The organism is Sphingobacterium alkalisoli (assembly GCF_005049105.1).
Classification (GTDB): Bacteria; Bacteroidota; Bacteroidia; order Sphingobacteriales; family Sphingobacteriaceae; genus Sphingobacterium; species Sphingobacterium alkalisoli.
In genome coordinates this window covers 16,954-35,832 of record NZ_SUKA01000005.1, presented here as the reverse complement: position 1 = coordinate 35,832, position 18,879 = coordinate 16,954, and the positions used below count along the sequence as shown (strand labels likewise).

Here is an 18,879-nt window from a genome sequence, read left to right as displayed (position 1 = left end):
CCCAGCGGGATCACTAAATAAAGCTCAATCGAAAGATTGGGCTTTTTTGTATCCCATGGGATGAGAACGAAGCGTTGGGATGGGTTCGAACTTAAGCGAAGCTCGTTGCGGAATAGCGTGCGGGAATCGAGGGGCGCAACTAATCCCAGCGGGATCACAAAGTCACTCTTTTGGAGTGACTTTTCTCATTTAAAGCGGTATTAAAACCGCTTTAATGAAAATAAATAAACCATAGTATTTCATTCTATAGCAAACGATTCGGTTACCTATTCGGTTACCCCCCTCTATTGCTTATTTTTGGTAACCGAATTACGGGAAAGTTTGATGAGGCGAGAGATTAAAAGGACTCCCAAACAAAATATTGTTTAACCTTTTAAATTGTGGGATGATGAAAATCAGACAAGACATGACACTCCTTGTATGGATACAAAGTAGTAAAGCAAAAGTTTCGGGGCTTGCCCCTATCAGTATACGTGGTACCATAGATGGTACCAGTACAGAATTCTCCTTGGGCGAGAAAATTCAACCCGGACATTGCATTTCGACCGCCTATCCTATCTGCATGATACCGTTACCCCCTTAATGGTAAAACATGCTTTTACCGGCAAAGCCCCTAATGTAGCAAAAAAAGAAGGGCCTGAACCGGTCAAAGAGGCCACCCTACTCAATACTTTTGATGAGTTTATAAAAGGTTTTGCAAAACTTGTCCAGAACAAAAAGAGGTCCGATGGCACAATGAGGCACTGGCGTACAACAAGAGGCAAGGTCTTTGATTTTTTGGTGAACCATTATAAGAAAAAAGATATTTATTTTGCTGAAATAAGACCAAGTTTTGGTGATGAGCTGTATGAATATTTAACCTTAGATGCCGGTTCCAAGCTTTCAGAACCAACTGCAAAAGGCCACATCAAAAGAAAACTAGGAATCGTAAAAAGAATCCGAAAACAAATCGATAAATTTGAACTGACCACCGGGGATATTGGACTCGGAACTAACTGATAATTAGTGAGAATAAAAAACGTTAGTCAGAAGCCTACAAAAACACTCAGACATAGACTTTTGCGACAAAAAACGAAAACAAATGACAAAAAACGAAATCTTAAACAAAACAACGTGGGATGATTACGAAATAGGAACTTGTTTTATTTATGTACCCTTATTTGAAAAAGAAATTCCTTTTGTTTTTTTTCAAAATCATGAACCAACACCAAGTATTACAGACAAAATGCTTGCGTGTGTAAATGACATTCTCGAACTTGAAAAATCAGCGATTGAAACCATAAAAGAAATGCTTTGGGAAGAATGTATTTTTTCATTTACCATTGGTGATTACGGCTACGAACCAAATGATGACGAAACCCATTTAGAAGCACATTTAAAAGGGTTTAAAATTTCAAATAAAGACGATGCTTATGCTAAAAGTGTGGTGAAAGAAATACAAATTGATGAAAAAAATGATGAGTTAAGCGGTCGTTATGCTGAAATTAAGATAAATTCTGCGTCGGATAATTTGATAGCCATTATTGTGAAAAATGGTAAACTTATTGACTTCGATTATGATGGAACTTATTTGCCCTCTTTTGAAATAGACGAACAATGTGCTAAAAAAAATAGAGAAGAAACAATAAAATAACAAAAGAAAAACAGACTAAACAACAATAAAATATATCAGCCGAACCGCTAATAAAGGTTTTGCAAGAGTGGGGCGAAATTGCAAAGTTCAAGTATAGTTCTTCGATTGCCTCACCATCTCCAAGCCCCAAAACGTTAGCGGAAATTTTAAACAGACATCATCCAAAAAATGACAGAACATTTTTTTACATACACCGACAAATTTGTGAACTTCACACAAGCTGACAAAGAACTGTTGGCTTCTGCATTGTCATTTAGACAAGTAAAAACAAAAACCGAGCTAGTTTCATATGACAAGCGGACAGACGAGTTATTTTTCTTGCTCAAAGGTTGCCTTAGAAAATATTATCTAAAAGACGGACAGCAGATAACGATATACATTACAACAGAAAATAGTTTTATTGGTGCTTTTGACAGTTTTATTACAGGAACTGCGAGCAAAGAAATCATTGAAACACTTGAACCTTCAGAGTTGCTTGTCCTCAACAAAAAAGACTTGGACAAACTTTACAACGAGATTCCTCTAATGAACGAGTTTGTGCGAAAGACCTTAGAGCAAACATTAATTCAGCTTCAACAAGCATTAACATCTTTCATTTTAGATAGTCCCGAAGAACGATACACAAAATTGTTGTCACAAAATCCTGAAATCCTGCAACGAGTTCCGCAACATATGCTTGCCACCTATTTAGGCATTACCGCCACTTCACTGAGCCGTATCAGAAAAAGAATTGTAGAAAAATCGTAACCGCTATTTTTTCTTGTCTTTTGTAAACGTTTTTTGCCTTACTCATCAACCAACTTTGCATTGTAAAATAAAACAATTCAAAGTATGGACAAAATCACTTTCGGTTGGAGAAGCCTTCATAAAGGCAAACTCACCACAATGTTCTTAGGCTTTCTATTTCTAAGCCTGACACTCACTGCCCAATCTTCCAAAACAGCTATTGTTGGTACTTGGCTTAACCACGAAAAAGCCGCCAAAGTTGAAATCTATCAACAAAAGAAAAAGTTCTTTGGTAAAATCGTATGGCTTAAAGAACCAAACGAAAATGGCAAATCAAAAACCGACAATAAAAACCCCGACAACTCAAAACACAACGACCCAATCATCGGATTGGTAATGTTGAAAAATTTTGAGTTTGATGGTAAATCCACTTGGGAAAGCGGTACAATTTACGATGCACGAAGTGGGAAGACCTATTCTTGCTATTTGACACTTCAAGCCGACAAAACACTTAAAGTTCGTGGCTATGTAGGTATTTCATTATTCGGACAAACTAACATTTGGACAAAAATTAACTAAACAAAAATATTAAAATGAAACAAATATTTGTAACAGGTGGTTCGGGTTTTGTAGGTCAAAACCTAATCTCAATGCTCATAGAAAACGGCTATCAGGTAAAAGCATTGGCACGTTCTGCTCAAGCCATTCAAAAGGTTGAGCAATTAGGAGCAACGGCAATCAAAGGCGACTTGAATGATAAACAAGCGTTAACGGTTGGTGTAAAGGACTGTTCTTCGGTATTTCATTTGGCGGCTTCGGTTGATTTTTTCGCTTCGGAAAAGAAACTCAAAAAACTGCACGTTGATGCCACCGAACTTTTGTTGGAAGTTGCCCAAAATGCAAATGTTCCAAGGTTTGTTTATTTAAGTGCAGCTTCGGTTATTATGAATGGTAAGCCAATCGTAAATGCTAAAGAAACCTTTGTTTCTGACAACATTATTGACGGCTATTCACGAACAAAACTGCAAGCCGAAAATTTGGTCCTGAAAGCAAACACAGAAAACTTTCAAACCATTGCAGTAAGACCACCATTGGTTTGGGGCAAAGGCGACCCAAATACATTGGTTGGTGTTATGGAAGCCACTAAGAAAGGAAGAATGCAGTTTATTGACGGAGGCAATCACCGTTTAGTAACTTGCCACGTTTTAAACGTTTGTCACGCATTAATCTTAGCAGACCAATCAGAGCAAAATGGTAAAACCTATTTTATTACTGACGGTGAAACACCGATATTCAAAGACTTCATTAAAAAATATGTGGCTACGCAAGGTGTAACAATTCCCGACAAAGTTGTTTCGTTGGCAATGGCAAAACGTGTGGCGAATGTAATGGAATTTGTTTGGAAAATATTTGGATTAAAAGGACACCCACCACTTTACATAGGGCTTGTAAATGTATTGGGCGTAGAGTTTACTACCAACGACAGCAAAGCAAGAAAGGAACTTGGCTATAAGCCATTTGTAACCATTGAGCAAGGACTTGACCTAATGAGGAAATAAAAAACTGCCACCAAAACATTGTATAAGCGTAATCCGGGCGAAAGTGTTATATTTAAACGAATTGATTATTAGCAAACCGAAAACGTAGTACTTCTAATCCCGCACTACGCTTATATTTTACTGTTAGTGTACGACACGGTAAACAAATAAGCAAATAGACTGGCGAACACTAAACAGAAAAAATTTAACTAAAAAAGCCGACAATTCTAAAGCAATATTCATGATAACTCATTTTGAAAATTTAATTAAGAAGGCCTATCCAGCTTTTAATTCAAGAGACATTGATAAGGCACTTTCGACATTTCATACAGACGTTCAATGGCCAAAAGCCTTTGAAGGTGGTTATGTAAGTGGGCACGATGAAATAAGAGCGTATTGGACAAGACAATGGACGGAAATAAATCCAACCGTTGAACCAATCGGATTTAATCAACGACCAAACGGCACATTTGAAGTAACAGTTCACCAAATTGTTAAAGACTTGCAAGGGAATCCAATGTTTGACGGTGAAGTAAAACACATCTACACATTGGAAGACAACTTATTACGAAGAATGGATATTGAAACAGAATAGTAGAAATAATATTAATTTAAACTTGGCCAAAGGCTTAGCCAACAGGACTAGTTTGTTTGACAATTAGGTATTGCTTCGGTGTGCCTCGCTGGCCAAATATCTTTATCAGTGGCTTACGTTGGACCAGCGCTTATTTGGCAGTAATCATTTCATAAGAGATAGCTTCGAGAAATCTTATGTATCAATTTGAGGGGCTAATTCTCAGATTTCGGAAATAGCCCTCTGTGCCTACATCAACAAATAAACCTACAGCCCCAGATGTGTCTGCTCCTTGCTTGAGGTCCTTCACAATAAGGGAAGGCTGTTTGTCTTCGTTTAAAAACAATCTTGCCTGATCGCCTTCAATTTCAATTTTCATCCTGATCCATTCATTCAAGCCCATATCAGCATATGACTCATACTTCTCGGGATTCTCTTTTCTTAAACGGTCATATTTATAATCTGGGAAAGAAAAGTATTGAATGGAGTGATTGCGTCTTACCTGATCTTCAGCCCTACCATTCGTTGGACGTAGATATATAGATTCAAAGTTGGAATTCATGTCATTGATCCTGAATGCCAATCCGATAAACCCACGGTCTGTTGGAGAAGCCGTAGAGAGAAGCCGGCTTAGAACTTCTACCTCGATAATGCCATTTTTGAAATTAGCGTTCTTTATCCGTACAAATGTAGGTTCGTCCGCTTCTTTCACGGTAGAATCTTTTACGACCCTGACAATACTTTCACCCTGCAAATCGTCGACTTCCATATAAACATTAACCGGTACAAGCTTGCTCACATCTAAATTTATTTTTTGGCTGTATGCACTTTCTGTGGCAAAAAGAAAGAGAAACAAAATTATTCTTATCATATTATTTTTTTTCTGTAAAATTAGAAACATTCATACCCTGTAAAAAGGTCATTTTATCTTTAAAGTTGTCATTTTATACTCTTTCGGTATTGCTGGGGCGTAATGTGGGTGAATTTTTTGAAGAAACGGTTGAAATTGGATGGGTCAGAGAATCCCAATTCATAGCAGATCTCTTTGGCGGATTTATTCTGACGCAGCTGTTTCTTTATTTCTGAAACCATCTTGTGATGGATCATTTGCTGCGCTGACAATCCGCTGAACTGCCTGCAGATCTTATTAAGGAATCCGGTACTTATGTTAAGCATTTTGGAATAGGCTTCAACGGTCTGGTCCTGTAAGAATCTTTTTTCCAGCAGCGACCGGAATCTATAGAAATCTGCGTGAACATATGTGTCCCGCTGGACAGCGTAAGCACCGGCATAATAACGGTTGAGTATAACCAGCAACTGATAGAGAAGTGACCTGATCATATGATTGCTGTCATTCTGGAGCTGTCCGAACTCCTGTTCTATTTCCTGTAGAAGTTGCAGGCATTTCCCGAATGATGTTTCCTTGATCTGCATTCCAGCAGGATGCGAATACTGATGAAAGTACTGAAACCGGTAAAGAAAAAGCTCATCTGAAAAAAAAAGATGGAGAAAATCTTTTTCAAAGAACAGCGTGTAACCTTTTATCTGTTGTTCAATTTCCCAACGGCGAACCTGTCCAGGACTGGTGAAAATTATGGTTTGCGGGTGAATTGACACTTTGTTCTCATCCAGTGCCAATGTTCCCGATCCTTCTGTGATGAAAATAATTTCGTAAAAACTGAGTTGGTGCAATGTGCTGTCCAATACATAATTTTTCAACGTTCCAATACGTCCGATATCCAATAAAAGCTCTGAACCATATTTATAGGGCAGAAAATGATAGGTTTTAATTTTTGTGATTGATGCCATCTTTTACAATTTCTTTACAATATAATGGGTACGTTAAAAATACAAATTTTGGTGTTTATTATTTTTGTCATGTGTATCGTATATATTAATCAGACATATAGATTTTACACGCTATATCGTCTAAATTAGTTTTGAATAATACTTCTATCATTCGTAAATGATAAAAGTATTATTTAAACCATTTTTTTATTTCCGTTGCTCCACTCGTTTCAAATCTTCATTGTATTTCTTCTTAAACATAAAGTCCTGAAATTCTTTATCCGTCGGAACTTCTAATTCAAAACGTTTCAGTTCAGCAATTCATATTCTCGGGGGAGTCGAATTTCAAAACCTAACTAGATATTGTTCAAATGTTGATTTTCGGACTAAGTTCGAACTTAAGCGAAGCTCGTTGCTTCATTTATTACAACAAATCTAATTTGTATCTTTGCCCTATGCAAGAATCAATGAATATGGAAAAACCTGCGGAAGCAACAACCTGTTGGGTTCAGCTGTATTCGGATAGTTTATATTCATGGGCGTTGCACAAAACATCTAACAAAGAGACGGCAGAAGACCTTGTGCAGGAAACATTTTTGGTAGCTGTAAAATCCTTTGACAGCTTTAAGGGAGATAGCAACCCTAAAACCTGGCTATTTGCCATTCTTAACAACAAGATAAACGACTATTATCGAAAAAATTACCGTACACCTATTGTAAATGATGAAGCCATTTTCGATCGCTTGTTTGATAATACAGGGCATTGGAGGCCAGAGCAAATACCTTTGCAATGGGCAGAACAGAACGAAAATATTTTGCATGACAACGAATTTCAGCACGCACTACATAACTGCCTCAAAAAATTGCCCTCAAATTGGTTTTCTGCTATTCAGTTAAAATACATCGAAGAAAAAAAAGGAAGTGAAATCTGTCAGGAATTAGGCATAACGGATACTAATTTTTGGCAAATACTTCATAGAGCAAAATTACAATTGAGAAAATGCTTAGAAATAAATTGGTTTAAACGATAATGGCACAGACTTCAACTATTAACCTCATGATTTCCTGCAAACAGGCAACGGAATTACTGGATAAAAAAGCTGTGTTAAAACTTTCCGGTCGCGAAAACCTTGCCTTGAAACTGCACGTTGCAATTTGTGAAGCATGTAAACGATACAAAAAGCAAACTCAATTTCTTGAAAATATTTTAAAGTTAAATTTCAAGAATTCCAACCCTGATCAAGTGCCACAACATACCAACGAAGAGCTAAAAGGTAAAATTTTTGAATACCTTAAAAAAAATCAATAATTTTTTTTCACCCCCACTGTCAGGATTTCCATTCTTCTACGACCATTTGATTATCAAATAAAATATGTTTACTCAAAAAATAGTAGAAAAATGAAATGTAGTCTCTTAAAATCATTCTCAATGCTAGCGATTGGAGCATCGCTCATTACACTTGCAATTTTCTGCTCAATGAGCAAAGTAAATGCCCAGGAAAAAAATCAGGCTATGATATTTATGGACAGAACAGTAATGAAGCAGACTTCTGATGCAGTTCCAGAACAACCGGAGGATATAAGCCCTTTACTTTATGGCGAAAAAATTCCGACGGCAATCCTAACCGATATGTCAGGAAACAGTTTTGATTTAAACAAGGCTGTTGCAAATAAACCAACCGTGCTGGTGTTTTATCGCGGAGGTTGGTGTCCGTATTGTACCAGACAGCTTTCCGGTCTACAAGAAGCATTACCCGAACTTGAAAAATTAGGATATCAGATCGTTGCCATAAGTACCGATGAACCTGAAGGCTTGATGAAATCTGCAGCAAAAGAAAAACTGAGCTATACTTTACTGTCCGATGCAGACCTCAGCCTATCCAAACAGCTTGGTATAGCCTTTAAAGCACCCAAAGGCTATTGGGAAATGCTTCCGAAAACGAGCGGCAACAAAAATATTGACCTACTGCTTCCTGTACCATCCGTGTTTATTTTAGATAAAACCGGAAGTATACAATTTGAATACATCAATCCCGATTTTAAGCAACGGTTAAGTCCGGCACTTTTAAAAGCCGTTGCCGGAAGTATTATAAACGAACTATAAAAATTTAATGCTGGCAAACAGATGCCTGCAAAAAAAACAGTGATTTTATAAGTCTTAGAACTGCAAAATTTTAATGTATAGCACTGAGAATATTTACCTTACCAATAAGCACAATAAAGCTCAATCGAAAGATTGGGCTTTATTGTATCCAATGGGCTTCGATAGACGCATTGGGATCCCGTGCTTCAAATTCATGGAATGCAAAGAGATATTGGTTAACCGCATTAAAAAACCGTTTGAAAAACAGCGATTAGTATGTTGTTGCTACAACTTTTTAAGTTCCGCGAGAACAGCTTCACCTACACCTTTTGCGGATTGCGGATTTTGCCCTGTTATCACCCTTTGGTCTACAGTCACGTGTGGCTGCCAAAGCGCCGATTTTTCAAACTTAGCGCCCCGTTCCATCAATATGCTTTCCAACAGAAAAGGAACAACGTTTTCCAATTTTACCGCTGTTTCTTCTTCATTAGTAAAAGCATTTATTTTCTTTCCGTCAACCAAGTATTTTCCATTGCTCAGCTTTACATTAACCAATCCCGCCGGACCGTGACAAACTGCGCTGACCACACCACCATTTTCATAAATTGTAGCTGTGATGTCTGCCAATTCCGTATTGTCGGCAAAGTCCCACATCGCACCATGTCCGCCAGCAAAGAAAATGGCGGAATAATCTTCTATCTTTACTTCACTTGGTTTTAATGAATTGTCGATTTTATTTCTATACACTGTATTTTCCCAAAAATCTTTGTTGGTCGGGTCATCCAAATTAAATCCGTCAACCGGTGGTTTTCCGCCTTTAGGACTTACAAAGTCTATCTCGAAACCTGCTTTGTGTAGCACTTCCCAAGGATGCGAGACTTCACCCAGATAATAGCCAGTCGGCTCGCCTGTATTCCCTTTTTTATCATGGCTTGTTACCACGAATAGGATTTTCTTGTTCATATTTTCTGATTTTTTATTTTGTGCCTGTGTGCCACTTAAAAGTGTGAAAATACACATTGCAGTTAATGATGCGGAAATAATCGTTTTCTTCATTTTTTACTTGATTTAATTTACAGTACAAAGTTCCTAAAACTAAAAAAGCTAACACAGGAAGTAAATCACAATTTTGCTGTGATATATATCACGCTATAAAGAAGAAAACCGGCTCAATGTTTCTCTCGAAACACCAAGATAAGAAGCTATTAAGGTTTTAGGTACACGCTGTAAAAGATTTGGATACTGAACCAGGAACTGCTCGTAGCGTTCCCTTGCATTGCTATTGAGCAGCGATAAAATTCGACGTTGCAAAGAAACAAATCCTGCATTGGATTTTTTTCTAAAAAAGTGTTCTACTTTATGTAATTCCGCACAGATTTTATCCCTATTTTCCAACGACAAACACAGGACTTCCGTATCTTCTAAACAACTTACATTCAATGTTGCTTTGGTCTGATTGAAATAGGCTTGGTAATCGGTAACCCACCAATCTTCCATAGCAAACTGCATAATATGTTCCTTTCCATCAATATCACTATGATAGGCCTTTACCAAGCCTTTTATCACCCAAAAATCGTGAGGTACATAATTGCTTTCTTGAATAAGAAACTGATGTTTTTTAAACTTTTTTGGCGTAAAATGCGAGAGGACAAAATCAAATTCGTTGTCCGTCAGTGGTACTATTCTTTCAATATGTTGTCTTATTTCTTTACTCATTCTTTATATGCTAAAATTAAAAAAAAACCTGACACGTATAGCATTTTGTGAAATGGAAAGTTTCGTAACATAAAAATACCCTCTGGAGGGTATTGGGAGCAATAAATAGTGGTTGTAGTTTTGTCTAGCATATATAAAACGAACAGCATGATCAAACAATCGCTAATTATTATTTTGCTCCAATTCTCTTTTTTCTTGGGATACAGTCAGCATCAGGGAGCATCAAGGATAGGCCAAACCACCTATACGCCGGATGACGAAAGTTTTGGAAGCATAACCGTGTCCTACACCTATGCCTTTAACGGAACACAATTTAAGATAAAAGTTGACCAGGTTATTATCGGCATCAGCAACAAAATGCAACAAAATGAACCTGCATTAGTTAATGAATTGAGAAAAAGGGATATCCTGCCCCATACGCAACAGAATGGAAAAGGACTAGATATGAGATACGACGGGAATGTAGCGTTTTTCGATTCTGGTTATCCAGATAAGCTTCCGTTAACCCCCTCCACGATTGACATTTCTGGAAATGGTTACACCTATTTTGAGCCGACCGAGGCCCTAGGTGAGATTGCGAGAATTTATCGGAACAATAACAAGGGTTCTTCATTTTATAACAAACACGCCGATCTGTCCGGTAATCTTCATATTATCTCCTTTGATTACCCGTCCTTGCGCCGGGAGATTGAAGCTATCCGTGTGGAACTTAAAAATAAAGCAAAAGCGGATAAAACGGTAGCTGATTCCGACGACACAAAAAATGTGCAAAATGCGAATACGGAATCAATAACCGACCGAAAAAGCCGAGCGCAAGAACTGACGGAAGAAATTCAGGATAAACTTCGAAAAGGAGATTCCGCCGGTGCCCGCAAAGCTAAAGAAGAACTTGATGCCTTACAGTCCGAAAAAGAGCGTCGTGTAACAACGAATAATGAACGAGATGCAAAAGATGAGGAGCCTCAGCAAGAAACATTCAACGACATTATGCGTCGAATACAGGAAGATGAACGAGAAATAGTGCGGAAAGCAGAGACCGGACGAGCAGCAGTGAATGCCACCGCAGATGTCATGAGTGGATTAGCGCAGCAGGATGGCGATAAGGAACTCGTCTATCAATATATCGCAGCAGACGATATCGCACTAACAACAAATAATGCACTCTTCGGTTTCCGTACCGAAGGACGACTTCACGGCGGTTTTGACTTTGGCATTGGACAGGGTTCTTTTTCGACAGTACAAGAGGGTGAAATTATAGAAGACAGCGGATATGGCTTTATTATTGGCCTACCTATAGCATATCGGTTTCCCTTTTCCAGCGACTTAAAAACCACAGAAGGGAGTGCATTTCTGGGGATTATGGGTAATGGCGGTATGTACTTCGGAAGTACGGTTCAGCCTGCCGGCTTTTTTTCATATGGTGGATACGCCGGAATAAACTTCATGCACTTTACCATTCAAGGAGGTTATGGTACGCTCCATGATCTAACAGGAGATCTGCTAAACTACAGCCACGAAGGACTTGCCAATGGTGGCAGTTCACCGATGTATTTTTTCAGGATAGGCTTCACTTGGTAAACGTAGGTATTTACAGATCCCCCTTGGAAAGTGCGTACGAAACAAGTTCCAATACGGTATGGGTATTGGTTTTGCGAAGCATGTTCTTTCGATGAGTAGATACCGTTGATTTACTGATGCACAGCTCTTCGGCGATATCCTTTGTTTTTTTGTTTTGCGATAATAGGACTAATATTTCTTGTTCTCTTTTGGTAAATATCTGCTGTTTCTTAGCGTAGTTATTTACCGTTGAGACGTTAAGATATGATGGCTCACCCTCCATACCTATAAAAGAAAGCTGCATCTTATTATCTTTTTTCAAGTGTGATATATCTGTATGCACAACAAAAGTTCTGAGCACTGCCCCGTCTTCATCGCTTTGGATCGTTACGATCTGTTGTAGTATTCTTAAGTATTCGCCGTCCGACTTCCGAATCCGGTAATCATAGCGGGTTTTGTATTTCATTACTTTATCAGGAGGAAGTCGTTTGAAAAAATCTGTTACGGTAGCTTCAAAATCCAGAAAGTAAGGTAAGTCTTCGGGATGGATAATATCAAGTAATTTCTGTAATGTAAATTCCTCGGGAGTATAACCAGTAAGCGTGTGAATATAATCGCTACAATACTCGATTTTCATCTCTGGAGGATTAAACACTAAGTAACAGAAGTCGCCCACTTGAAATATTCGGAGCATCTTTTTGTAAAGTTCGACTTCAATCTGTAGTTCCGTTGGCTTTTTATTTTTGGCGATTTCGGTCCAAATCTTCTGCGCTTGGTCGAGAACTAATTTTTGCATATTCGGTTTATCTTTGATTTAGTTTTTTCTGGTATTAATTGTAAATATACTAAAGCCATAGAAAATCAAAAAAAGCACGCATCGTGAAGCTAGATGACAAGGCTTGATTACGTTCCCTTATTACTGTCTTCATAAGTAGGACCGTACAACCCAGGAACTTTATTTCCGGTAGCCCGCAGATAAACGATCATTTCACCGCGATGGTGATAAATATGATTAAAAAGAAATCCCCGCGCTACAATACCCCTTGGCACAGGACCAATAACTATCCGTTCGCCTACTTTCATTGTCCAGTCAAGCTGCAATTTTTCTTCCGTGAGCGATTGCAATGCGACTCTTGCTTTCTCGACATTACTTTCAAAAAATGCACGGGTAGCGACGATATCGTTCGTATCACCACGTTCAAGGTGATCCGCAGCTAGATCATAAACATCTTGCGTAAACGTGCCTACATACCAGTAATAAATCGTTGCAATATGCTGTGCCAGTTCTCCCATCGTCCAAGAAACCTCCGAGGGCCTATACCCAAGATCTTTCTCCGGAATTGCTGCTAAGAGTTTACGGGTGTTACTCACTTCCTGTTCGAATTCCTGTGTTAAGTTTTGCAGTATCATATCAAATCGTTTTACATTAAAGGTAACAAAAATGCACGATACGAAGTGGTTTGATCTGAAATTAACTTTATTGCGTTTTTTTGTATAACGATAAGAAAAAGTACCAGACAAGAGGTTAAACGTATTAAATCACTGTTTGATTGTAAAAGACTTTTTATTAACTTGCCGTATTAATTCGAAAACTCATGGAAAACAAAAACAACAAGATCGCCGTACTTTATGTTGACGACGAAGAGAATAACCTGATTTCCTTTAAAGCGACATTTCGTCTAAAATACAAAGTTTACACGGCCATCAGTGGAGCCGAAGCGATCGATCTCGTACGGGAGAATCCGATCGATATTATTATAACGGATCAACGCATGCCCGAGATGACAGGTGTAGAATTCTTAGAAGAGATCATCGAGATCGACCCGGAGCCTATGCGCATCCTCCTTACCGGCTATACTGATATGGGAGCTGTAATTGACGCCGTAAACAAGGGCAAGATTTTCCATTACTTGAACAAGCCTTGGAGCGAAGAAGAGCTAGATCAAACTATACAACGCGCCTATGAAGTCTATGCCCAGAAAAAAGAACTATTGGAAACCTATTCAAAATTAGAACTGTCGAACGAGCAACTGGAGTTTTTGCTTCGTCAAAAATTACTTTCCTAGCAGTCCGTAGGTATCTAATGGCAGTGTTTATTTGCTCGGAATCGTAACTGAAAAAGTCGTTCCTCCTCCAAGCTGTGACTGTACATCAATAGTACCCTGCACTTTTCGTAGCGCACTTTGTACATTATATAGACCAAAGCCCATACCTTTCGCCTGGTCACTCCCTCTAAAGAATAATTTAAAAATGTCATTTATGTGGTCGGAAGAAATTCCAATCCCACTATCACTAACCACCATAACAGCATTGCCATTCGCAACGGTAACGGACAAGCTTACCGACTGATTTACGTTATCTTTTATTTGATATTTAAATGCATTGGATAGCAGGTTATGTAAAATTAGTTCAAGGATGGCCTTATCGCTTCTAAAGTTTCGAGGCTGATCCACTTTAATATCAAATGTAACATCATTATTCTCAGTGTACATCTTGTAAAACTGCCTTATATCTTCGAAGAGCTTATTAAAATCAATGTCAGTCAACATCAGTTCCCCCCGTCGCAGCAAATAATAATCACGCAAACTATCGATATAGTCATCCAACTTGGTTAACGAACCTTCCATCAGCGCCAGCAATGCGTGAATACGTTCTATCTGCTGAAATCCCTGCGCAAGTTGGACAGCCGATAACACGCCTGTCAGCGGATCACGGAGGTCATGGCTCACACTGTATGCAAATTTATCCAACTCGTCATAAGCTTTCTGAAGTTCCTCGTTCTTAACGTCCAGCATGGAATTGGCGATATAAAATTTATCAGCTTCTTCAATGGATGAAATGATTTCTTCTTCCAGCCAAGGTTTACGAACAAACCTAAATATATGTCCCTTATTCACTGCATCCACCACAGTTTCCATATCGGCATATGCGGTTAATAAGATCCGGATAGGTCTTGGAAAATCTTTTTTAATCCGTTGCAAAAAATCTACCCCTAGTTCATTTGGCATGCGCTGATCACAGAAGATGATACGCATATCAGGATTCGCAAGGAGTATTTCCTGTGCTTCAGTGGTATTGGAGGCAGTGTAAATCTTATAGCGGTATCTAAAATTAGCTTTGAAGCCAATCAAGTTATTTATCTCATCGTCAATATATAATACTTTTAACTCCTTCTGCATAATCTAATTATAGCGTTATTAATCTGATAACTGGGGAAACGAAGTTAGCGATATTACACCAAATAAAGTCTACTTTCAATTAATATTTTGCTGAATTGGTATGATCAGCGTAAATGTAGTCCCCTCTCCTATCTCAGACTTAACAACAATCTTGCCATGATGCTTAGCTATTGTATTATACGCTATTGACATTCCCAGCCCGGTGCCTTCCCCTACGTCTTTAGTTGTAAAAAAGGGTTCAAAAATTTTCTCCCGAATATCCTTTGGAATACCGATACCGTTATCCGCTATCTTTACATAAATAAATGATGGATCCTCATATATGCCAGTTTCAATCTGCAGCTTCCCACCGGTGTTAGGCTCAAATTTCTTATTAATCGCATACACTGCGTTGGTCAATACATTTAAAAACACTTGATTAAGCTTACCTCCATGGCATTCCACTTTTGGCAAATTACCATAGTGCTTGTCGACCTCGATGCCCTCTTTTACCAAACTACTAAGTATCACCATAGTAGATTCCAACCCTTCATTAATATCGGTAGGTTTGAGGGAGTCTTCATCCACACGCGAAAAAATACGCAAACTTTTAACAATCTCAGCAGTTCTGTGCGCGCCATCATGCAGTCCTTTAAGCAAGAAGTCGACCTCGGTCCGGAGGTAATCCACATCCATTTCCTCCTTATAAGCCTTTATATGTTCCTGCTTTTCAGTTGAAGACAACGCATCCGAAAATGCTACACGTTCTACCTCATCCAAGGTATCCCAGATCATTTGAATATCGCGTTTCAGCGGTCCTATGTTGGCAGTCACAAAATTGATCGGGTTATTGATCTCGTGGGCAACCCCCGCGGTAAGCTGTCCTAAGGATGCCATCTTCTCCGCTTCCACAAGTTGCGATTGTGTTTCCTTGAGATGGGTCAAGGTAGTTTGTAGTGACTCGTTGGATTGGGTCAACTCACGGGTGCGCTCCGCCACGTTTTTTTCCAAGACTACATTCTGTTCACGGATTAAGCTTTCATTTTCCAACGAAATGGCTAATTCTCGAGCTTGCGATAACTCTTTCTCTTCTTTTAACATGTTGATGCTATAAGCCAGACCGAATGAGAGGAGTGCCATCTCAATAATCGACGCTATCTGTACGGAATTACTTGTAAAATCGTTGTATTCCAATACGCCGTAGTCTTTTAGGAGAAAGACAACCGAACCAAGAAGCAATATTGTCCAACCAAACACAAAGTATCTCGCTGGCTTATACCCGTTGATCATAACACGGTAGGAAACATACAACACGAAAAGCGAAGCTACGCCAGTCGTGAGTTGCATATAGAGAAATGCCGTTTGTTTCCAATTGAATAAGGCTAAAAGCGAGGTTCCAATGAAGAGAACAATAAACACCTTAAATACCCATCTTACCCGGTTGGCATTCCGTTTCAATTGGAGAAACGAATCCGCAAATAATAGCGCACTTAAGCCCGACAGACTTCCAAAAATTATTGGCCCTTTAGTTGCTAAATCAGGCCAATAAGGCCATAAATATTGAAAACTATATCCCTTTATGCCCATTTGTGTAATCCCGGCAAAAACAACATATAAGACATAATATAAGTATCCCCTTTCTCTCACGGAAAAGAACAAGAAAAGATTATAAATCGCCATGATAAAGACAATACCGATATAAATCCCGCTAACCAGATTATCGTTATTCGCTTGCAGCGTAAGAAAAAGGTCGTTGCTTATGTGGATCGGCAAGATAATCTGTTCGGTACTTTTGATACGTAAGTAAAAAACTTGGGTCGTTTGTCTCGGAACGTGGATATCAAACACATAGTTAGGAACCTGATATTTCCGTTTAGAAAATGTCTGATTCTCTCCAAGTTTTACGGATCGATAGCCACCTTTACCATCCGGTAAAAACAATTCTACTTCGTCCAATAAAGGATAAGCTATTTCAAGCAGCAGATTGGCATCTTTGCTCTGATTCGTAATCGGTAAGCGTAACCATTTATCATACTTGGTTGTCCCCAAATTAGGCACTTCACTATCTAAAAGAACAAAATCTGTAGACGATAATACGTCAGAAAACGATACACCATCAACACCCGTATAAAGCTGCAGATTTTTCCCGACAGGGAGTCGCTGCGTTAATTCATTAACAATTACCTCCGCTTGGGCATGTATATTTCCAGCAACAACAAAAAAACAGAAAAGGATATGCCACAACCTCATTTCAGTGCTATTACTTTACAGCTTTCGCTAAAACCAAATTCATTGAACACGTAAAACATCCTTTTTCATCCGCAAGCAGCAAGGTCTGTAAAAAATCAGCAACCTCTACCTCCGTAAGTACTTTCTTATCGGTCATCTCCTCGAGTATTCGATCCAGAAAAAGATACCTATTGGCTTCTTCTTTCGAGCGAACAACCATGCAATGCGTTTCCAATCGAACTTCCCGAAAGCCGTTTGAAAGCAGATCCGATGTAAGTTTATTACCTGCCCATCCGTTGTTTACTTTTTTTCCGGTAAGATAATCGCGCACCTTTTGTTCAATTTCTATGTGTGCTGTATAAAAATTCAGGCTATTCCAAATCGTTTCCACTATAATCAATGGATGATCTACACGCAAAACGCGGTAAACCTCCTGAAACATTTTGTCTGGCTGTGGCAAGTGTTGGATCACACGTTCCATACGAATTCCAGAGACTGCATTATCTTCGAAGTCGAGCGGAGCAACTTCCCCCGCCACGAAATTCACATTCTCTCTTACACCCACCGCCTTCTTCGCCTGTTCGATCATTCCTGGATCGTGATCAATTCCAATGACTTTTACCCCATTGCCCAACATGTCGGCCATATTTACGGCATCCATGCCCGTTCCACAACCCAAATCTATAATAGTACCCTCTTTTATAAGGGAGAACGGTGTATACGAATGAATTTTTAATTGTTTGAGAAAGTCTCCAGTATCCATCAAATACCCTGCACCATAGTGTTTAGCATCTATCATAATATATTTAAATTGCGAATATCCGATGTGTGATTATCCGGTGTATTATACTTTAAGTTGTTAATAATTTGGTGAAGATCCCATTGCTCAAGATTCGGGATATCAATCTGATAGTGAATTTCAATTTCTTTATTTCGCAGGGTCTCTATGCGCACAATATTAGAATTCCCACGTAGCGAGGAGATAGCTTCTTTATTTTCTTGATCGGCCTCTTTCAATGTATCTAAGTTTTTCATGATCATCACCGTAGCTAAAAGATCTATCTTCGGATAATAAAAGGTACCATTATTCCCCACACTCGTATCAATTCGGTAGCCAACACTCTCTGCCAACTTCACGGTATAGGGAGCGCACAGGGCGAACAACGAATTTATACCTATTTGCGTACTGATCGCAGCTCCAGCTCTAGTTAAAAAAATACTACCAATTCCATAACCAGCAATTTCACGGGAATTCCACAAGCCACAACCTTCGCCCGTCCCTTCCTTTGCATACTTATACACCAGATCATATACATCCGGATCCATACTTCCCGTTGCCTGTTCTATGGGAAGCGGTTCGCTTCCCCCGGCTACATGTATGCGCACTCCACCAAATACCCTGTCACCATCTAGTGATTCAACAATTAAAACGAAAGCCGCAGGGTTATACATCCAATCATTTTTGGATGAGGTCACTTTTTTTACACCTATTGCAGTTAAGACGTGTGCATGCCCCTCTATAAAACGCTCACAAGTCTTAGGATCATCGATCGCGCGAAAGGCTCTCAGTCTTACCACTGGACGTCCGTCTTTAAATATTAATGCCACGTAAATGTTTAAAAAGTACTTATTGAAACACAAAACTAATCAATAAAAATTAAAGTGTAACTATTGAAACAAATTTCTATTCTTATATTTATCTCCACTTGATTGAGTTAATGGACATTTGTCTTTGTATAGTCTGATTGCTGATACAATTTGTTAATATATTGACCAAAAACAGCATTTATCTACCATCCATAATCTTCAACTTTGCTTTTAATATTGTTAGCCACAGGCATAATTAACAATTATAAACAGTTGTAGAATAGTATTTA

At 38.8% G+C, this 18,879-nt stretch carries 22 protein-coding genes; 12 read left to right on the top strand and 10 right to left on the bottom strand.

Going from position 1 to position 18,879, the window contains the following annotated elements:
* Positions 1 to 385: 385 nt before the first annotated feature.
* The 7 genes from FAZ19_RS15730 (at position 386) to FAZ19_RS15700 (ending at position 4,492) form a co-directional block, all read left to right on the top strand.
* Complete coding sequence (locus FAZ19_RS15730; RefSeq protein ID WP_136821710.1) at positions 386 to 583, top strand: Arm DNA-binding domain-containing protein; 198 nt, start codon at positions 386 to 388, stop codon at positions 581 to 583.
* Positions 583 to 999, top strand: a complete 417-nt coding sequence (locus tag FAZ19_RS15725) for a phage integrase SAM-like domain-containing protein (RefSeq protein WP_136822015.1) — start codon at positions 583 to 585, stop codon at positions 997 to 999. The genes FAZ19_RS15730 and FAZ19_RS15725 overlap by 1 nt, the downstream gene beginning before the upstream one ends.
* An 82-nt stretch (positions 1,000 to 1,081) precedes the next feature.
* Positions 1,082 to 1,633 carry a hypothetical protein gene (locus FAZ19_RS15720; protein ID WP_136821709.1) on the top strand — a complete coding sequence of 184 codons (552 nt, stop codon included), beginning with the start codon at positions 1,082 to 1,084 and terminating at the stop codon, positions 1,631 to 1,633.
* A 168-nt stretch (positions 1,634 to 1,801) separates the two neighbouring features.
* Positions 1,802 to 2,380: a Crp/Fnr family transcriptional regulator gene (locus tag FAZ19_RS15715; RefSeq protein WP_136821708.1), complete on the top strand. Its 579-nt coding sequence runs from the start codon at positions 1,802 to 1,804 to the stop codon at positions 2,378 to 2,380.
* 84 nt (positions 2,381 to 2,464) lie between these two features.
* Positions 2,465 to 2,938 carry a DUF2147 domain-containing protein gene (locus FAZ19_RS15710; protein WP_229707628.1) on the top strand — a complete coding sequence of 158 codons (474 nt, stop codon included), beginning with the start codon at positions 2,465 to 2,467 and terminating at the stop codon, positions 2,936 to 2,938.
* Between the two features lie 14 nt (positions 2,939 to 2,952).
* Positions 2,953 to 3,918 carry an NAD-dependent epimerase/dehydratase family protein gene (locus FAZ19_RS15705; RefSeq protein ID WP_136821707.1) on the top strand — a complete coding sequence of 322 codons (966 nt, stop codon included), beginning with the start codon at positions 2,953 to 2,955 and terminating at the stop codon, positions 3,916 to 3,918.
* A 220-nt stretch (positions 3,919 to 4,138) separates the two neighbouring features.
* Positions 4,139 to 4,492: a nuclear transport factor 2 family protein gene (locus tag FAZ19_RS15700; RefSeq protein ID WP_136821706.1), complete on the top strand. Its 354-nt coding sequence runs from the start codon at positions 4,139 to 4,141 to the stop codon at positions 4,490 to 4,492.
* Positions 4,493 to 4,673: 181 nt separating this feature from the next.
* Here FAZ19_RS15700 and FAZ19_RS15695 read toward each other — a convergent pair whose 3' ends face one another.
* Together FAZ19_RS15695 and FAZ19_RS15690 are read right to left on the bottom strand one after the other, a co-directional pair.
* Positions 4,674 to 5,342 (bottom strand): family 16 glycoside hydrolase, encoded by a 669-nt coding sequence (locus FAZ19_RS15695; protein ID WP_188876160.1) that lies wholly within the window; start codon positions 5,340 to 5,342, stop codon positions 4,674 to 4,676.
* Positions 5,343 to 5,410: 68 nt separating this feature from the next.
* Positions 5,411 to 6,280: an AraC family transcriptional regulator gene (locus FAZ19_RS15690; protein ID WP_136821705.1), complete on the bottom strand. Its 870-nt coding sequence runs from the start codon at positions 6,278 to 6,280 to the stop codon at positions 5,411 to 5,413.
* Between the two features lie 446 nt (positions 6,281 to 6,726).
* On the opposite strand from FAZ19_RS15690, the gene FAZ19_RS15685 reads away from it, so the two are divergent.
* The 3 genes from FAZ19_RS15685 (at position 6,727) to FAZ19_RS15675 (ending at position 8,363) form a co-directional block, all read left to right on the top strand.
* Positions 6,727 to 7,290: a sigma-70 family RNA polymerase sigma factor gene (locus FAZ19_RS15685; protein WP_211245520.1), complete on the top strand. Its 564-nt coding sequence runs from the start codon at positions 6,727 to 6,729 to the stop codon at positions 7,288 to 7,290.
* Positions 7,290 to 7,568, top strand: coding sequence for a zf-HC2 domain-containing protein (locus tag FAZ19_RS15680; RefSeq protein ID WP_136821704.1), 279 nt, complete (start codon positions 7,290 to 7,292; stop codon positions 7,566 to 7,568). The genes FAZ19_RS15685 and FAZ19_RS15680 overlap by 1 nt, the downstream gene beginning before the upstream one ends.
* Positions 7,569 to 7,688: 120 nt before the next feature.
* Positions 7,689 to 8,363, top strand: coding sequence for a peroxiredoxin family protein (locus FAZ19_RS15675; RefSeq protein ID WP_211245519.1), 675 nt, complete (start codon positions 7,689 to 7,691; stop codon positions 8,361 to 8,363).
* Positions 8,364 to 8,627: 264 nt separating this feature from the next.
* On the opposite strand, the gene FAZ19_RS15670 is transcribed toward FAZ19_RS15675, so the two are convergent.
* Together FAZ19_RS15670 and FAZ19_RS15665 are read right to left on the bottom strand one after the other, a co-directional pair.
* Positions 8,628 to 9,398, bottom strand: a complete 771-nt coding sequence (locus tag FAZ19_RS15670) for a type 1 glutamine amidotransferase domain-containing protein (protein ID WP_229707630.1) — start codon at positions 9,396 to 9,398, stop codon at positions 8,628 to 8,630.
* 93 nt (positions 9,399 to 9,491) lie between these two features.
* Entirely contained in the window at positions 9,492 to 10,058 is a 567-nt protein-coding gene (locus tag FAZ19_RS15665; protein WP_136821702.1) for a Crp/Fnr family transcriptional regulator, read from the bottom strand.
* Between the two features lie 147 nt (positions 10,059 to 10,205).
* On the opposite strand from FAZ19_RS15665, the gene FAZ19_RS15660 reads away from it, so the two are divergent.
* Positions 10,206 to 11,636 carry a DUF4795 domain-containing protein gene (locus FAZ19_RS15660; RefSeq protein WP_136821701.1) on the top strand — a complete coding sequence of 477 codons (1,431 nt, stop codon included), beginning with the start codon at positions 10,206 to 10,208 and terminating at the stop codon, positions 11,634 to 11,636.
* A 10-nt stretch (positions 11,637 to 11,646) separates the two neighbouring features.
* On the opposite strand, the gene FAZ19_RS15655 is transcribed toward FAZ19_RS15660, so the two are convergent.
* On the bottom strand, positions 11,647 to 12,411 hold the full coding sequence (locus FAZ19_RS15655; protein WP_136821700.1) for a LuxR C-terminal-related transcriptional regulator: 765 nt from the start codon (positions 12,409 to 12,411) through the stop codon (positions 11,647 to 11,649).
* 107 nt (positions 12,412 to 12,518) lie between these two features.
* On the bottom strand, positions 12,519 to 13,025 hold the full coding sequence (locus tag FAZ19_RS15650) for a DinB family protein (RefSeq protein WP_136821699.1): 507 nt from the start codon (positions 13,023 to 13,025) through the stop codon (positions 12,519 to 12,521).
* A 185-nt stretch (positions 13,026 to 13,210) separates the two neighbouring features.
* Between FAZ19_RS15650 and FAZ19_RS15645 the strand changes: the two genes are divergently transcribed.
* On the top strand, positions 13,211 to 13,681 hold the full coding sequence (locus tag FAZ19_RS15645; RefSeq protein ID WP_136821698.1) for a response regulator: 471 nt from the start codon (positions 13,211 to 13,213) through the stop codon (positions 13,679 to 13,681).
* A 27-nt stretch (positions 13,682 to 13,708) separates the two neighbouring features.
* Here the strand turns inward: FAZ19_RS15645 and FAZ19_RS15640 are convergent, their stop codons facing one another.
* The 4 genes from FAZ19_RS15640 to FAZ19_RS15625 all read right to left on the bottom strand — a co-directional run bounded on the left by FAZ19_RS15640 (position 13,709) and on the right by FAZ19_RS15625 (position 18,610).
* Positions 13,709 to 14,794: a hybrid sensor histidine kinase/response regulator gene (locus FAZ19_RS15640; RefSeq protein ID WP_136821697.1), complete on the bottom strand. Its 1,086-nt coding sequence runs from the start codon at positions 14,792 to 14,794 to the stop codon at positions 13,709 to 13,711.
* A 75-nt stretch (positions 14,795 to 14,869) separates the two neighbouring features.
* Entirely contained in the window at positions 14,870 to 17,023 is a 2,154-nt protein-coding gene (locus FAZ19_RS15635; RefSeq protein ID WP_136821696.1) for a sensor histidine kinase, read from the bottom strand.
* Between the two features lie 10 nt (positions 17,024 to 17,033).
* Entirely contained in the window at positions 17,034 to 17,801 is a 768-nt protein-coding gene (locus FAZ19_RS15630) for a methyltransferase domain-containing protein (protein ID WP_229707631.1), read from the bottom strand.
* The gene (locus FAZ19_RS15625) at positions 17,798 to 18,610 is read right to left on the bottom strand and encodes a hypothetical protein (protein WP_136821695.1); all 813 of its coding nucleotides are present in this window, start codon (positions 18,608 to 18,610) and stop codon (positions 17,798 to 17,800) included. The genes FAZ19_RS15630 and FAZ19_RS15625 overlap by 4 nt, the downstream gene beginning before the upstream one ends.
* Positions 18,611 to 18,879 lie beyond the last annotated feature (269 nt).

Bases quoted from the DNA above. Each gene is read 5' to 3' on its own strand.
- FAZ19_RS15695 (WP_188876160.1), bottom strand. From the start codon at position 5,342: ATGATAAGAATAATTTTGTTTCTCTTTCTTTTTGCCACAGAAAGTGCA.
- FAZ19_RS15635 (WP_136821696.1), bottom strand. From the start codon at position 17,023: ATGAGGTTGTGGCATATCCTTTTCTGTTTTTTTGTTGTTGCTGGAAAT.
- FAZ19_RS15655 (WP_136821700.1), bottom strand. From the start codon at position 12,411: ATGCAAAAATTAGTTCTCGACCAAGCGCAGAAGATTTGGACCGAAATC.
- FAZ19_RS15720 (WP_136821709.1), top strand. From the start codon at position 1,082: ATGACAAAAAACGAAATCTTAAACAAAACAACGTGGGATGATTACGAA.
- FAZ19_RS15715 (WP_136821708.1), top strand. From the start codon at position 1,802: ATGACAGAACATTTTTTTACATACACCGACAAATTTGTGAACTTCACA.
- FAZ19_RS15660 (WP_136821701.1), top strand. From the start codon at position 10,206: ATGATCAAACAATCGCTAATTATTATTTTGCTCCAATTCTCTTTTTTC.
- FAZ19_RS15665 (WP_136821702.1), bottom strand. From the start codon at position 10,058: ATGAGTAAAGAAATAAGACAACATATTGAAAGAATAGTACCACTGACG.
- FAZ19_RS15630 (WP_229707631.1), bottom strand. From the start codon at position 17,801: ATGATAGATGCTAAACACTATGGTGCAGGGTATTTGATGGATACTGGA.
- FAZ19_RS15725 (WP_136822015.1), top strand. From the start codon at position 583: ATGGTAAAACATGCTTTTACCGGCAAAGCCCCTAATGTAGCAAAAAAA.
- FAZ19_RS15690 (WP_136821705.1), bottom strand. From the start codon at position 6,280: ATGGCATCAATCACAAAAATTAAAACCTATCATTTTCTGCCCTATAAA.
- FAZ19_RS15650 (WP_136821699.1), bottom strand. From the start codon at position 13,025: ATGATACTGCAAAACTTAACACAGGAATTCGAACAGGAAGTGAGTAAC.
- FAZ19_RS15700 (WP_136821706.1), top strand. From the start codon at position 4,139: ATGATAACTCATTTTGAAAATTTAATTAAGAAGGCCTATCCAGCTTTT.
- FAZ19_RS15680 (WP_136821704.1), top strand. From the start codon at position 7,290: ATGGCACAGACTTCAACTATTAACCTCATGATTTCCTGCAAACAGGCA.
- FAZ19_RS15645 (WP_136821698.1), top strand. From the start codon at position 13,211: ATGGAAAACAAAAACAACAAGATCGCCGTACTTTATGTTGACGACGAA.
- FAZ19_RS15685 (WP_211245520.1), top strand. From the start codon at position 6,727: ATGAATATGGAAAAACCTGCGGAAGCAACAACCTGTTGGGTTCAGCTG.
- FAZ19_RS15640 (WP_136821697.1), bottom strand. From the start codon at position 14,794: ATGCAGAAGGAGTTAAAAGTATTATATATTGACGATGAGATAAATAAC.
- FAZ19_RS15730 (WP_136821710.1), top strand. From the start codon at position 386: ATGATGAAAATCAGACAAGACATGACACTCCTTGTATGGATACAAAGT.
- FAZ19_RS15705 (WP_136821707.1), top strand. From the start codon at position 2,953: ATGAAACAAATATTTGTAACAGGTGGTTCGGGTTTTGTAGGTCAAAAC.
- FAZ19_RS15675 (WP_211245519.1), top strand. From the start codon at position 7,689: ATGCTAGCGATTGGAGCATCGCTCATTACACTTGCAATTTTCTGCTCA.
- FAZ19_RS15710 (WP_229707628.1), top strand. From the start codon at position 2,465: ATGGACAAAATCACTTTCGGTTGGAGAAGCCTTCATAAAGGCAAACTC.
- FAZ19_RS15670 (WP_229707630.1), bottom strand. From the start codon at position 9,398: ATGAAGAAAACGATTATTTCCGCATCATTAACTGCAATGTGTATTTTC.